The sequence below is a fragment of the Shewanella sp. NKUCC05_KAH genome (assembly GCF_019345585.1).
GTDB classification, from domain to species: domain Bacteria; phylum Pseudomonadota; class Gammaproteobacteria; order Enterobacterales; family Shewanellaceae; genus Shewanella; species Shewanella oncorhynchi.
Genome location: NZ_JAHKQZ010000013.1, coordinates 143,416 through 156,396, shown reverse-complemented (window position 1 = coordinate 156,396; position 12,981 = coordinate 143,416). Strand labels below are relative to the sequence as shown.

The window sequence follows — 12,981 nt, the reverse complement described above, 5'->3', positions numbered from 1 at the left end:
AAGCATTCCAGCGAAACAGAAAAGAGCTTGGATGAAACCTGAATATTTAGAATCGGTTCTATTAGCAGGGTTGCAGCTGGACGAATTTTAAACACTCATGCGGTTGCCCTGCACAGCCAATGGTCCGCTCACATCACTTAAGATGCTGTTGAAAAACCAAATAGCTGCTCAGGACAATGGAGCGAAGTGCGGTGCGAGAAAGCGGAGTTAAGCTGATACACTGCCATTAACTGCTGGATAAGTCGGCTTCACGATAAAGCTTAACCAAGTAATAAGTGTCAATCAGCACGATAAAAAAGTTAACTAAGGCAACAGGATAAGCCCCAATTGCCACACCGTAGGCCACAAATAAAGCCGCACCAATGAGATTCCACCAGCGCAGTTTCTTAATGTTTGACATCATCAGTGATATTGCAACGACCACTGAAGCTAAATAACCAACCCATTCCCAAATTGTAGCGTTATCCATATCCAATCCTTATCTATATATTATTTAAATCAAACGATTGATACGCCAATCACACCACAGGTAATAAGCTGGCTCATTGCATTTAGCGTTTAACGACAGCCGCCGTCATCCGTGAAATACAAGTCAGTTCACCCGCACTGTTGTGGATTAAAATCTCCCATACAGAGCTGCGCTTCCCTAAGTGGATAGGCTTAGCCGTGGCGGTTAATACCCCATTACGGGAAGCCCGTAAGTGGTTAGCGTTAATTTCTTGACCGACACAATAGTACTGCTCAAAATCCACCGCGAAATTTGCCGCATAGCTAGCAACGGTTTCAGCAAGCGCGACATTCGCGCCACCATGCACTATGCCCAAAGGGTTATGCACCGCCGGACTGGCTGGCATAGTGGCCTTCATGTAATCGTCGCCAATCTCACTGATCTCAATTCCTAAAGTCTGCATCAAGGTGCCTTTGCCACCCATACCGGCGTCTAAACGCGCGCAATCCTCTAACGTTACAGCTCTAAACCAAATACTCATTGCAACTTCCTAGTCAATAAAACCAATCAGCAGTTTACTGTGAAGTGGATGAAGTTCAACTAGTTTACTCTCAGCTAGTCACATCTATATCGGCAAAAATAAGGCTCAAACTAACCAAGATTTAGTGGTACTTAGCTGACTAAACCAGACAAGAAATAATCCCCACACCACGACTACACTTGGCATAATTAACGCGTCGGCTCCTAGCACCACAGCCGCTTGCTGAATGCAAAATACATAGGTCATTTGCAACAAAATAGCGATAAGCGAGGCGACCAACACTTTATAAGCAATTAATTTTCTGAATAACAATAATAGACATCCTAGAACCCCTGAAACTACGGCAAAGCCAAACACAGCATCAACCCAAATTGGCGTTGTTTCATAGAGTGTAATTTGATCTGGGCTCATCTGTGCCAGTGCATCTGGCGTCATAGTCATTTGCATAACAAAAGCCATCAGCCCCATGATATTCCACAACAAACTGAGCGTTGCGACAAAGTAAAACCACAGTGGCGCCTTGATATTCATGGTTTTCAGCGGATTTGAGGTGGTATCCATACTCACTCCTAATAAAAACTGAAAAAAAGAGATAAAAAAGGGATGGTTAACCATCCCTTTGTTTCAGTCTAGCTCACAAATTGCACTTGTGAGTTAACCCCATATACAGGTTAACGGCGACGACGCTGCAAACCAAACAAGGACATCAGTGCTAAACCTAAATAACCTAAAGCACCGCCATCATCTTTAGGCTTTGGCTCAGGTTTTGGCGGCACTACTGGCGCAGGATAACTTAAAGCAACAATCACAGGATCATGATCCGATGCAGAAAAAGCATTTTCAGATTTAGCCAGATCACCAGAGAACTTCTTACCGTATTCAAACAAGCTAGATTCCACTGAGTTGATATGCCAATCTTCAATATCCACTAAACGTTTGGCTAAGCTAGCATTGGCTAAAGCATGATCTAAGTTACCTAACTCGCCGTTATAGCTATAAGAGAAAGTGCTTGCACCGTGGGCTTTCGTGTTCAAGTTGATAAAGCCATAACCTTTTTCAATCTTGCTGCCTTGGCGCTCAAACACTTTGCCGTCGAGCGTCGTCCACGAAGCGGTCAGGATGTCACGCTCTGACTTGCTCGCATCGAAGTCGGTTAGTACACGGATAGGATCCTCCATACCATAGGCATTCATATCACCGATGATCAGTAAGTCGCCTTTCACGTCTTTTAGCGTTTCACCCAAGACTTTGGCTGCAGATACGCGGAAAGCATTACACTTGCCCTGTTGATCGGCAGGATCAACTGACTCTTCGAAGTTAGCCCAATCTTCTAAACAGCCTGAGCCTTTAGATTTCAAATGGTTAACGACTACGGTCAGAGACTCATCATGGATTTTAAAGGTTTGCGCTAAGCTGTGACGTTGATAAGCATCATTGCCAGGGTTAGTCTCAGTTTTGCCATCTTTTGTGCGAGTCACGCTGCCAGCACTGGCGTGCTGTTCTGGAGTACCGATAACTTGTGCTGCCCCCGCTAAAGCCACTTTACCACCACGGTATAACATGCCGACAGTAATCGCATCTGTGCCAAAGTACTTGCCGTCATACTTATCAGCATCGGTGATTTCAACAAAGCTATAGGCGTTTTCAGGCGTCTGCTTGTCATTTAGTGCATCGACTAAATCCTTAATCGCACTCTTCTCACCAAAACCGTTGTTAGCAATTTCCATCAAACCGACGATATCGGCGTTCATGGCGGTAATAGCGCTAACGATTTTAGTACGTTGTAGCACCATTTCTTCCAGCGTTAGGGCGCCACGGTTACTGCCTGATGGATTGGTATCGCCACCATCAACATCGTTAAAGAAGTTCAGCACGTTAAAGCTAGCCACGCGCAGATCTCCCTTAGTTGCAACACTTGGGGCTTCGGTTCTATCGTCACCACGGATAAAATCACCCGCTGTAATAGTATTAGTCGCCACTAAACGATAAGCGCCGTAGCTGTAACCAATCACACCTTGCAGGTTAGTCAGTTGATCGCCAACACGGATGTAACCCGTTTCCACATTGAAATCAGGGAAGTATGGAATAACACCATTGGCAGGCTTGTAATCGGATTCGATAAAGAGTTGGTTTTCGCGGTTAGATTTAACTAATGCCGTTGCTTCAGCAGAAAGCGCTGGATACAGCTGTGTAGGCTTCATCAAAGGTGCTTGATATGACACTAGCATGTTATTGCGACTACCCGCATAGTCGAAGCTGAAGGTGCGGCTGATTTTAAGATCGCTGCCCGCATCTAAGGCCACATTCATGCCTTCATAGCGCTCTAATGCTTGCGCTAAGGTTTCGCCATCGGCCACATAGAAAGGTGCGGCAACAGGGACTTCACCCTTAGCACCAACATCAAATTTCTTATCGGCTTTAATATCGATTTGAGTTAGGCCAAAGTATTCTTTCACTTTACCCTGCACACACACTTCAACCCCTGGTTGAATCGCTTCAGGTGCAGCTTCACCTAAGAATACAAATACACCATCAGAGGTATACGGTGAGTTATCACCCTTAACTTCTTGTAAGTAAAAACCTTTAAACAAGCTTTCACCACGGGAAGTCACTACGCCACGCACAGTCACTTCGGCTTCAGATTCGAATGCCCCTGCTGGTACAAATGGGCTCGACTCGCCCGCACCTTGTACTTGATAAATAGGCACAATTTTAGCGCCAGTACAGCTAAAGAGCGGCACTTCTGGCTCAGCAGGCGTTTCTAGTGAACCTAAACCAGAGAAGGTATCTTTAGGTAATTGTTCCCACTGGGCGGCATTAAATACAGTATTCGCCACTAACGCATCTAATTTACGTTTTAAGGTAACGTCTAATCCCCAACCCGTTGGCGTCGGCACATCACCAATAATATCGATGACGGCATCATCTTTCATTAAGGCAACCGCATCACCGCCATTAAAACTTAAACTACCAGAGTAACTATCAACTCCTTGAGCAACAGTAATAGTACCGCTAGTATTTAAAATAACTTTTGTCGATTTTGCCGCAATAGTTTGACCACCTAAAGCCACCATATCCGACGCAACAGTAGCACCATCTTTATAACGAACCAGTTTATAACCCGCGAGATCAATTGCCGTATCGCCGCTGTTATACAGTTCAATCGCTTTATTATTTGAGCTACCTTCAACATATTCGGTGATCATCACATCTGCGCTTGCCATCATAGGCAAAGCCGCTGCAACAGCTAAAGAAATAGCCGTTAATTTATTAACATTATCCATATCATCAACCCCATTATTATAATATTGCCGCTAACTTCTATTAACGTGCGAGCGGATTATTTCAGAGTTGAATGCGTAAAAAAAGAGGGCAAGATCGCACATTGCCAATGTAACACATTGATGAGTAACTAATTATAGACATCTCACTGTTCACCTAACAGAACAGGATGGTAAATCAAAAGTATTAGCCATGTAAAAACAAACAGTAAGAGCAATACACATAAGCTCAAAGCACTTAGTACTCTGCTTAAATAATAATCAATATTTTAATGTGATATTTTGATGATATTATTCGGTATGCAATACCCAATAAAATATAAGGAACACGGGTCCTTAAAAGGTAATGGATATAATTAAAACTTAATTTAGCATTCATTATTTTGAAATAAACATAACAGTCAAACTGCTAAAGTGGATGATTTATACCCTTGGTTATTGCAGCAGATTAATGTTGATAATGGGTATAAAAATGAAACATAGAGCCAGTCTGAGAACCAACGGCTGTAAGATAGTGAGCTAAATATTAAAACAATAATGCGAATTTTACAGACAAAAAAATACCGCTCATTTAGGAGTAGGAGCGGTATTTTCAATCGCGGCGTATTACACGTCGCAGCTAATCAATTACTTTTTAGCAGGTTCAGCTACTGGCGCCGCAGAAGCTTTCTCGATTGATTTCAACTCAACTTCGAAAATCAACGTAGAGTTTGGTGGAATAGTACCAGTATCACGTACGCCATAGGCTAATTCCGATGGGATCACAAACTTGAACTTAGCGCCAACAGGCATTAATTGCACGCCTTCAGTCCAACCTGGAATAACGCGATTCAAAGGGAACTTAGCCGCTTCGCCGCGTTTATAAGAACTATCAAACTCAGTACCGTCAAGTAAAGTACCAACATAATCCACTTCTACAGTGTCTTCTGCGGCAGGCTTTTCACCCGTGCCAGGAGTTAATACTTCATATTGTAAGCCAGACTCAGTTGTCACTACACCAGGCTTAACCTTGTTTTCTTCAAGGAATTTTTTACCATCTTCGATATTTTTCGCAGAAATCGCTGTTGCTTGTTCCTGACGTTTATCGTTTAACTTTTTATCTAGACCTTGAAGAATGGTTTGCATTTCTTCTTCGGTTAAACTTAATTGGTCATTCAGACCATTAGTGAAACCAGTGACGATCAGAGTGCGATCAACTGGCAGGCCTAATTCTTCTTGCTCTTTGATATGGCCAGACATATAACGACCGATTGAAGCGCCTACACTGTAAGCTTCTTTTTGAGCTTCAGTCGTTAATTCAACATTTGTACTCGTAGCTGCTTTTTCTTCTTGATTACAAGCAGATAGGCCAATAATAGCCAATGCAACTAACGATAATTTATAAATCGATTTCATTAAAGCTTCCTCAGCATCCTCAAGCGGTTACAATAACCTAAGCGTGACAACTTTATACTAGTTATCTCGGTTATACCAACTAGATTCTTTATGGGTTAACAGTGATTAATGTCACTTGATCAAGTCTAAAGACAACAACTTAGGGAGCAAGTTCATGAAGAAAAATCTACTGCTGGTAATTTGCACAGTTTTTCTAATCGCTTGCCACCCCAAAGCAGAAGATATCAGTGTTCTCACGACAGAACCCAGCTATAGCGCGAGCCTATCAAGTAATGGGCAATTCGCCTTAGTTGCCACTCAAAGTAGTGGAGTTCAATGCTGGGATCTCAGCACCCATACCCTCAAATACCAATGGATACATGGCGATATTAATACTGGCGTCACAGGTACGGCGATTTCTCCCAACGGGATATTTGCCGCATCGTTAAGCCGAGATTCAGTTGCTATGTGGAAAATAGCCGACGGTAAGCCTTTGGGCTGGTGGTCCTTACCTTCATCCGGTGAAAGTGTCGCGGTAGCCGATAATGGCGCACTACTTATTGGTTTAAATGATGGTTCAGTCATGTCGCTTAATGCCGAAAAATCTGCCTTAATCAAATTTCTTGGACATAAAGAGCGCGTCAATAGTGTTGCCCTCTCTGCTGATGGCCGATTAGCATTAACGGGGTCAAATGATATGCAGGCGATTCTCTGGCAGGCACAAACTGGCCAACCGCTTCATACGTGGACACTCGGCAGCCGTATAACCAAAGTGGCACTCAACGACAGTGGTAGTTTAAGTTTTACCAATGGCAGCACAGATGAAGCAAAAATCTGGGATAACACAAGCGGTAAGCTATTAAACAAGCTGGATATTACCCGTCGCCAAATGAACTTTTCAGCGGTGAGGTTTATCAAACAAGACAGCCAGCTATTAACAGGTACGCCAGCGCGGGAAGTTATACTCTGGCAACGTGACTCGGGTAAACAAATTGAAAAATGGCAGGTTGCACTCACTAAAAACAGCCAAAATCGAGGAGCCGTTGTATACTCTGTGGCAATTCGAGATACCAATAAAGTCGTTAGTATCAGTAGCCAAGGCTTAGTTGAAACTTGGCAGAAATAGAGGTTAGCCATGCAAGGCGTACAAGCACAGATTGAAGATCTAGAAACCAAATTGGCTTTTCAAGAGCTCACAGTCGAAGAATTAAACCAAGAGGTCATCAAATTAAATCGACTGGTGGCTCACCAGCAACACCAAATTCACATGTTAATTGGTAAGTTGCAGGACATGGAACCGAGTAATATGGCGACTCAGGCTGAAGAAACGCCACCACCACATTATTAACACTGACGCTTTAGATGTTAACTTTGATTAAAAAAACAGTTACTGCAAAATATCCAGGGAATGCGATGTTTAAACATTTAATGCCAAAAGAAACCCCAACTCTATTACCCATAGCGTTAGTGGATGAACCCATTCTAAGGCAGACTGCAATCACAGTGCACCATTTCGATGCAGAGCTCGTGCATCTTGCCGAGCAAATGTCTGCCAGCATGGACGCTGCCAATGGCGTTGGTATCGCAGCCCCCCAAGTTCACAGCCCTTTAGCCTTATTTATTATGGCTTCTCGCCCTAATGAGCGTTATCCCGACGCGCCTAATATGGCGCCTGTGGTCGTGGTTAATCCGCAAATCATTAATGCATCAAGCGAGTTGGTCAGCGGAGAAGAAGGCTGCTTATCTGTACCGGGGCAAAGATTTACGATACAAAGACATCAAGCCATTGAAGTACGCTATCAAAATTTACAAGGCGAGTGGCAAAAAACCGAATTAACGGGCTTTATTGCACGGATTTTTCAACATGAATTTGATCACCTTCAAGGGATCACATTACTCGAGCGTTCACTTATGCCAGAACAGACTCAGGCGATTTCAGCCCAATCCATCAAAAAAGGTGAAGCGCAATAATGAAACTGTCCTTCGTTACACCTTTTTCTCGCGCATTTATTGCACCAACCTTGGCAATGGGATTGGTTTTAAACTTATCGGGCTGCGCTTATAACAGTATTTTCATTAATTATCCTGCGCAGATCGAACCACTCAAACAAGAGCTTAATAGTGCGACTCCCATGGCCGATATCGACAAACTTGCCAGTAATATCAATGGCAATGACGGCTTACTCTATGCCCAAGAAGCGGGACGTATTGCTCAAGTCGCCGGCGATTTTGCTGCCAGTAAAAAATATTATCAGCAAGCAGTAGATGCTTATACCGCCTTTGATGATAAGGCCAAAGTCAGCGTTAGTGACATTGGCGCAACAGCCAGCAGCTTAGTGTTAAACGACAATGCGATTCCGTACAGAGGCCCTGGGTATGAACGCATTATGCTGCACCAATACCAAGCTCTTAACTATTTGTTTAGTGGCGACTATCAGGGGGCTCTCGTCGAAGTTCGTCGCAGTAACGAACTACAGAGCAGCGAGCAAGAACGCTATCAAAAATCACAAAAGTCAGTTCAAGCCATGGCAAACGGCACCATAGATGCCGAGGTTAACAAACTAGGACAAGCCGCGGGCACAGTCACCAGTTCTTTCTTAAACGCTTACAGTTATTACACCACTGGCGTACTGCACGAAGTGCTGGGTGAGCCGAACGATGCCTATATCGATTATCGTAAAGCAGCACAAATCACTCCAGATAACACCTATTTACAGCAAGATCTGGTCCGCCTCGCCAAGCAACTCGGCATGCCACAGTATGATGAGTTTAAGCGCCGTTGGGGCGATGCTAAATTGCCCAACCCCAAAGATGGCCAAGTAATTTTGATGGTCGAGCGCGGCTTTGTGCCAGCAAAACAAGCTCTCACGGTACCTTTTACTATCCATGGTAACTGGCAGACAGTGTCACTCGCTACCTACATGCCAAACAATACTTTTGTGCCAGAGACGCAAGTGCAAGGTTTAGGTACAGTGCTGAAAACTGAACCTATTGCCAATATCGATGCCTTAGCCATCACAGCACTCAAGGAAGATCTGCCCGCGACGCTAGTTCGCCAAGTCGCTAGGGTCTATGCTAAATCTGAGATGGCCTATCAGATTGAGAAGAGTGGTAAACCAGGGAACAATGCTGCCGATATTGGCAGTATAGCGATGCAGATTTTTAACGTAGTAACAGAACAAGCGGATCGTCGTAGTTGGCTGACGCTCCCTAAACAAGCACAGATCGGGCGGCGTTATTTGAGTGCAGGTGAATACACTTTGCAGTTAGACAAAGCGCCACCGGCTAAAATTGATGTTGCAGCAGGCAAAACCACCTTAGTCTGGGCAATTGATACTGGTAATTACACCCGAATTTATTCAATAATCATTTAGCCTAGCGGTTGTGGTATTTGAATAAGACGTGTGTCATTAAGTTTATACAATCACAAAATGGAACTGACTATGAAACAATTTAAACTGATTTTTGTACTGGCTGCCGTTATGGGTCTAGCTGCATGTCAATCTAAAGTCGAATATGGCGATGCCACAGAAGTTGAAACCGTCAATGAGAACTTTGGCTCGACGGATCTACAAGCTATTGCAGCCAAGATGGTGGATAGCATGATGACTTTCCCTCCTATCGTGGCAATAACAGCCAATGACCGCCCGATTTTATTTGTTGATAGCATCAAAAACAAAACCTCAGAACATATCGACACTGAGTCTGTCACTGACTCTATCAGTAACAAATTATTGCGCTCAGGCAAGTTCCGTTTTATCGACATGACTAAAGTAGATTCAGTCCGTAAACAACTGGATTACCAAAACAACACTGGCATGGTTGACCCATCAACCGCCATCAAGTTTGGTCGTCAAATTGGCGCTCAATACATGTTATATGGCAATTTATCTAGCATAGTGAAGCAAGACGGTAGCACTAAAGACGTCTACTATAAGATGACAATGCGTTTAATGGATTTAGAAACAGGCCTTATCGAATGGTCTGATGAAAAAGAAATCCGTAAGATGAAGTCTAAGTCTTTCTTAGGCATGTAATTGTCCTATTGGCACTTAATTCTGCCAAACAGTAATCTCAAGAAGCCAGCGTTAACGCTGGCTTTTTTTTACATTTTTAACATTGGTAATCCAAGGTAAATAAGGTAGTGTACTCGGCCAAAATACACTGCGATGATGATGCTCAAAATTGGCGCTGGCGCGAGGGATAATTTGCCACAAAGGCAAACCTACACACACGATATTGAATGCAAACATCCAAGCAGAAAACAAAACAAATCGTTGAAGGATTTAAGTTGTGAACTTGTTTAAAGCCAGTCTCGTTGCCCTTACCTGCGGCACATTAATGTCGTGTGCAACCCAAAGTACACTCAATACGGGTCCACGTGATGCTAGCGCTTATATTAGCCAATATCAGGCTGCGCTTCGCTCGCAGGTCATCTCCGATATTCACTATGACTTGGATTTTCAGCTCACAGGGGACGCCGAGTTTTCCGCCACCTCCAAAGTGACATTTCAATTAAGTGAAGTGCCAAAACAACTGAGCTTAGATTTAAACAAGGCGCAGATAAAACGCTTTATCATCAACGGTACCGCCGTATACCCCAATTACAATGGCGCTTACATCAGCTTAAATACGCGTTTGCTCACCTCAGGTGAAAATACCATAGAAGTGCAATTTAGCCGTGCCCACAGCACCAATGGTGAAGGTTTACACCGTTTTAAAGATCCAATCGATGGCAAGGTCTACCTCTACTCTCATTTTGAACCCGCTGCAGCTCAGCAGATGTTCGCAGTGTTCGACCAACCGGATCTCAAGGCTAACTATCAAATTACGGTAACAGCGCCCAAAGACTGGCAAGTCATTAGCTCGATGCGTGAAAGCCAAATCACCCCAGCGGGTGCTTACAATCGTTGGACTTTTCCACAAACACCTAAGCTAAGCCCATATAACTTTTCGATGCACGCGGGCCCTTATCACATGTGGCAAGACAACTCAGGCCGCTATCCTATGCGCCTGTTCGCCCGTCAATCCGTTGCTAACCAAGTCACGGAGCAGGATTGGTTTACCTATACAAAACAAGGGTTAACTTTTTTCGATAATTACTTTGGTATTCCTTACCCCTTTAAGAAATACGATCAAATTCTAGTGCCAGACTTCCTTTATGGCGCGATGGAAAACGCGGGCGCAGTGACCTTTTCCGAAGATATCTTCCTTCATAAAGCAGCTATGACAGCAGATCAGAAGCAAAATCTTGCGGGCGTGATCATGCACGAAATGGCGCACCAGTGGTTTGGCGATCTCGTCACCATGAAATGGTGGAATGGCTTGTGGTTAAATGAAAGTTTTGCTTCATTTATGGGCACACTTGCGACTCAAGAAGCCACAGAGTTCACCAATGCTTGGCGTACCTTCTACGCTAAAGGCAAGCAAAAAGCCTATGAGCAAGACAGCTTAGTCACCACGCACCCCATTGAAGTACCAGTAGCAACAACCCAGAACGCCTTCGACAATATCGATGCTATCACTTACCAAAAAGGCGCATCAACGCTGAAACAATTACGCCATTTACTCGGGGACATGGTGTTTCGTCGTGGCGTCAGTAACTATTTAAAACAATACAGTTATCAAAACGCTGAGTTAGACGATTTTATCAATAGCCTAGGGAAAGCCGCTGGCCGCGATTTAAGTGCATGGACTCAAGAATGGCTCTACAGCGCGGGCGTTAACACCATCAAGGCGGAATATCGTTGTGAGGGCAACCGAATCAGCGAATTTAGCCTACGACAGCTCCCTGCAAGCGCAGAGCTACCCACATTACGTGAACAAAAAGTCCAAGTGGCTTTATTTACCCAAGGTCGCTTTGATCTGCGAAATGACATTACAGTGCCAGTGACTTACAAAGGCGAGCGTACTGAAGTTAAACAACTGATTGGTGAGCGCTGCCCTGACCTAGTCTATCCAAACTTTGATGATTGGGGCTTTGTGAAAGTCGAGCTTGATGACAAGTCATTTAATACCGCAAAACAACAACTGAGTAATATTTCCGATCCACTACTGCGATCTATGCTGTGGCAAAGTCTGTGGGACAGCGTCCGCGAAGGTAAATTGAGCTTAGATCAATACCTAAGCACAGTGTTTGTTAACGCGCCTGCTGAGACGGACTACACGATTGTTGGTCAGATCATCGATAGCATGTTGCGCTCGAAGGAATATCTCGCGCAGATCGCCCCTATTCAGCAAAACTACGCTGAAAATGCAATTAAAGGCTTAAGCCAAATGAGTCTGAGAAAAGCAATGGAAAATAAAGGCGATAATGATTTCCAACGGATCTGGTTCAATGCCTATGTCAGTATAGCAAGCGACAGAGATTCACTGCGTCATTTAGCACAACTCATTGATGGTGAAACAAAAATTAAGGGGTTAACTTTAGATCAAGATTTACGATGGGCAATCATCACCCAGCTTAATCGCTATGATTTTCCTAACGCGCTGCAGCGCTTAACCAAAGAAGCTGCCAAGGATAATTCAGACTCTGGTGAAAAAGCGGCACTTGCGGCACAAGTGATCCGCCCTGAAGCGGCCGCAAAACGTCGTTGGTTAAGTAAAGTACATCTAGACAGCCTACCTTTCTCCAAACAGCGGATTATTATGCAAAATCTTTATCCTGCTGAGCAAAAACTATTAAGCGCGGCTACAGCGGAAGAGCGTCTGGCGAGCTTAATGGATATGGACAAAAAAGGGCCTGTATTTATGCGTAATTATAGCCATTTCCTCATCCCAACCGATTGTAATTACACTAGCATAGCGGCATTGGACAAAGTACTTGATCGCCAAACTGGGCTATCTAACCTTACCCGCCGTAATCTACTGGAAACCCGTCAAATAGAGCAGCGTTGTGTGCTGATCAAAAATAAGATGACCCACTAATATTTAGGTCATTTTAAAATTAACAAGGGGCTCCTAGGAGTCCCTTTTTTATGTTCTATTACAGATGAGTCTTAAACTTGAACCAGCACACAAGATGCTACCTGCGCAAAATTAAGCTCACTAACCTTTGATATAAACAAGCCAGCATTCTGAATAATGAATTAATCACACTCACAACCAGTGACATATTTAATTAAATTGTTAGCTTGAGCTTATGTATTTTAACGGCTTACTGACGATAACTAATGTTATTTATCACCTGTAAAATATTATTCATCTCTTCAGTTTAGTCTGCTAAGTTCCATCAGCTCATCAAATAAACAACCGCTGACGCAATCGTTATTGATATAAAAATCTGTAATTATTAAATTCATAAATTATGGGCGTCACTTCTAAATTTATTACTATAA

Annotated in this window: 11 protein-coding genes; 6 read left to right on the top strand and 5 right to left on the bottom strand. The window is 43.7% G+C overall.

The features are described from left to right. Positions 1-226: 226 nt before the first annotated feature. The 5 genes from KO533_RS13310 to fkpA form a co-directional block, all read right to left on the bottom strand. On the bottom strand, positions 227-469 hold the full coding sequence (locus KO533_RS13310) for a YgjV family protein (RefSeq protein ID WP_028761593.1): 243 nt from the start codon (positions 467-469) through the stop codon (positions 227-229). A gap of 82 nt (positions 470-551) precedes the next feature. Beyond that, positions 552-989: a PaaI family thioesterase gene (locus KO533_RS13305; RefSeq protein ID WP_028761594.1), complete on the bottom strand. Its 438-nt coding sequence runs from the start codon at positions 987-989 to the stop codon at positions 552-554. A gap of 105 nt (positions 990-1,094) precedes the next feature. Further along, on the bottom strand, positions 1,095-1,550 hold the full coding sequence (locus KO533_RS13300; RefSeq protein ID WP_173497347.1) for a hypothetical protein: 456 nt from the start codon (positions 1,548-1,550) through the stop codon (positions 1,095-1,097). A gap of 110 nt (positions 1,551-1,660) precedes the next feature. Next, the gene (exeM, locus tag KO533_RS13295) at positions 1,661-4,273 is read right to left on the bottom strand and encodes an extracellular exonuclease ExeM (protein ID WP_219250324.1); all 2,613 of its coding nucleotides are present in this window, start codon (positions 4,271-4,273) and stop codon (positions 1,661-1,663) included. 624 nt (positions 4,274-4,897) lie between these two features. Then, a complete protein-coding gene (gene fkpA, locus KO533_RS13290) occupies positions 4,898-5,665 on the bottom strand; it encodes an FKBP-type peptidyl-prolyl cis-trans isomerase (RefSeq protein ID WP_131524662.1) in 768 nt (255 codons plus the stop codon). Between the two features lie 154 nt (positions 5,666-5,819). On the opposite strand from fkpA, the gene KO533_RS13285 reads away from it, so the two are divergent. The 6 genes from KO533_RS13285 (at position 5,820) to pepN (ending at position 12,571) form a co-directional block, all read left to right on the top strand. Continuing rightward, entirely contained in the window at positions 5,820-6,770 is a 951-nt protein-coding gene (locus KO533_RS13285; RefSeq protein WP_173246498.1) for a hypothetical protein, read from the top strand. Positions 6,771-6,779: 9 nt separating this feature from the next. Continuing rightward, the gene (locus KO533_RS13280) at positions 6,780-6,992 is read left to right on the top strand and encodes a SlyX family protein (RefSeq protein WP_006080410.1); all 213 of its coding nucleotides are present in this window, start codon (positions 6,780-6,782) and stop codon (positions 6,990-6,992) included. A 65-nt stretch (positions 6,993-7,057) separates the two neighbouring features. After that, complete coding sequence (gene def, locus KO533_RS13275) at positions 7,058-7,615, top strand: peptide deformylase (protein WP_173246501.1); 558 nt, start codon at positions 7,058-7,060, stop codon at positions 7,613-7,615. Beyond that, on the top strand, positions 7,615-9,018 hold the full coding sequence (locus tag KO533_RS13270) for a hypothetical protein (protein ID WP_113939848.1): 1,404 nt from the start codon (positions 7,615-7,617) through the stop codon (positions 9,016-9,018). The genes def and KO533_RS13270 overlap by 1 nt, the downstream gene beginning before the upstream one ends. 69 nt (positions 9,019-9,087) lie before the next feature. Continuing rightward, entirely contained in the window at positions 9,088-9,681 is a 594-nt protein-coding gene (gene lpoB / locus KO533_RS13265) for a penicillin-binding protein activator LpoB (RefSeq protein WP_173246506.1), read from the top strand. Between the two features lie 256 nt (positions 9,682-9,937). Beyond that, positions 9,938-12,571 carry an aminopeptidase N gene (gene pepN, locus KO533_RS13260; RefSeq protein WP_219254575.1) on the top strand — a complete coding sequence of 878 codons (2,634 nt, stop codon included), beginning with the start codon at positions 9,938-9,940 and terminating at the stop codon, positions 12,569-12,571. The last annotated feature ends 410 nt before the right edge of the window (positions 12,572-12,981 follow it).

What these genes read in the sequence shown, in the direction of transcription:
- KO533_RS13310 (WP_028761593.1), bottom strand. Translation starts at nt 469, where the DNA reads ATGGATAACGCTACAATTTGGGAATGGGTTGGTTATTTAGCTTCAGTG.
- KO533_RS13305 (WP_028761594.1), bottom strand. Translation starts at nt 989, where the DNA reads ATGAGTATTTGGTTTAGAGCTGTAACGTTAGAGGATTGCGCGCGTTTA.
- KO533_RS13300 (WP_173497347.1), bottom strand. Translation starts at nt 1,550, where the DNA reads ATGGATACCACCTCAAATCCGCTGAAAACCATGAATATCAAGGCGCCA.
- exeM (WP_219250324.1), bottom strand. Translation starts at nt 4,273, where the DNA reads ATGGATAATGTTAATAAATTAACGGCTATTTCTTTAGCTGTTGCAGCG.
- fkpA (WP_131524662.1), bottom strand. Translation starts at nt 5,665, where the DNA reads ATGAAATCGATTTATAAATTATCGTTAGTTGCATTGGCTATTATTGGC.
- KO533_RS13285 (WP_173246498.1), top strand. Translation starts at nt 5,820, where the DNA reads ATGAAGAAAAATCTACTGCTGGTAATTTGCACAGTTTTTCTAATCGCT.
- KO533_RS13280 (WP_006080410.1), top strand. Translation starts at nt 6,780, where the DNA reads ATGCAAGGCGTACAAGCACAGATTGAAGATCTAGAAACCAAATTGGCT.
- def (WP_173246501.1), top strand. Translation starts at nt 7,058, where the DNA reads ATGTTTAAACATTTAATGCCAAAAGAAACCCCAACTCTATTACCCATA.
- KO533_RS13270 (WP_113939848.1), top strand. Translation starts at nt 7,615, where the DNA reads ATGAAACTGTCCTTCGTTACACCTTTTTCTCGCGCATTTATTGCACCA.
- lpoB (WP_173246506.1), top strand. Translation starts at nt 9,088, where the DNA reads ATGAAACAATTTAAACTGATTTTTGTACTGGCTGCCGTTATGGGTCTA.